We start from the raw sequence: 960 nt of genomic DNA on the forward strand, positions 1-960 counted from the left end.
GACGTGTCACGCCCGCCGCAGACGCTCGCGACCTTCGTGCGAGCTTTCCCAGCCGCGCGCCAGATCGAGGTCGTGACGGGCGGCAAGCGCATGCGCGTGGCGGTCTCGCCCAAGCTTGACGTCACCGACCTGTCCTACGGGCAGTGGGTACGCTTGGACGACACGATGATCGCGGTTGCCGCGGACGATTTCGCGCGCAGCGGGCAGGTCGTCTCCGTCCTGGAGCTGGTGGGTACCGACCGCGTGCTCGTCGCCGCCGAGGGCGGCGCGGAGACTCTCTTGGAGCTCGCCGGGCCGCTACGTCACGGCAACCTGCGCCCCGGGGATTCCCTCGTCGTGGACGCACGCTCGGGTATCGCGCTCGAACGCATCGTGCGCGAGGACGTCGAGCAGCTCCTCACCCCCGAGGTGCCCGACGTGACCTACGGGGACATCGGAGGCCTCGACGCTCAGATCGCGCAGGTACGTGACTCCATCGAGATGCCTTTTAGTCACCCTGAGCTTTATCGCCGTTTCGGTCTTCGCCCACCCAAGGGCATCCTTCTGTACGGCCCGCCCGGGTCGGGCAAGACACTCATCGCCAAGGCGGTCGCGAACTCCCTGTCCCGGCGTGGCGGGGCCTCGACGTTCTTCCTGTCGATCAAGGGTCCCGAGCTGCTCAACAAGTTCGTGGGAGAAACAGAACGTCAGATTCGCGCGATCTTCGCCCGTGCGCGCACGCTCGCAGCCGGAGACACTCCCGTCGTCATCTTTTTCGACGAGATGGAGGCTCTCTTCCGCACGCGCGGCACGGGCGTATCTTCGGACGTTGAGACGATGATCGTCCCGCAGCTCCTGGCCGAGATGGACGGCGTCGAATCCCTCGACAACGTCGTCATCATCGGCGCGTCCAACCGCGCGGACATGATCGACCCCGCCGTCCTGCGCCCCGGGCGCCTCGACGTGCGCATCCGGGTGGAC

General features: G+C 67.1%; 1 protein-coding gene. It reads left to right on the forward strand.

Translation table 11 applies throughout. From position 1 onward, the window contains the following. Nucleotides 1-960: AAA family ATPase (locus tag BQ7477_RS10860; RefSeq protein ID WP_129582582.1), on the forward strand; the 960-nt coding region annotated here is incomplete at both ends.

The sequence above is a fragment of the Actinomyces bouchesdurhonensis genome (assembly GCF_900128465.1).
GTDB classification, from domain to species: Bacteria; Actinomycetota; Actinomycetes; order Actinomycetales; family Actinomycetaceae; genus Pauljensenia; species Pauljensenia bouchesdurhonensis.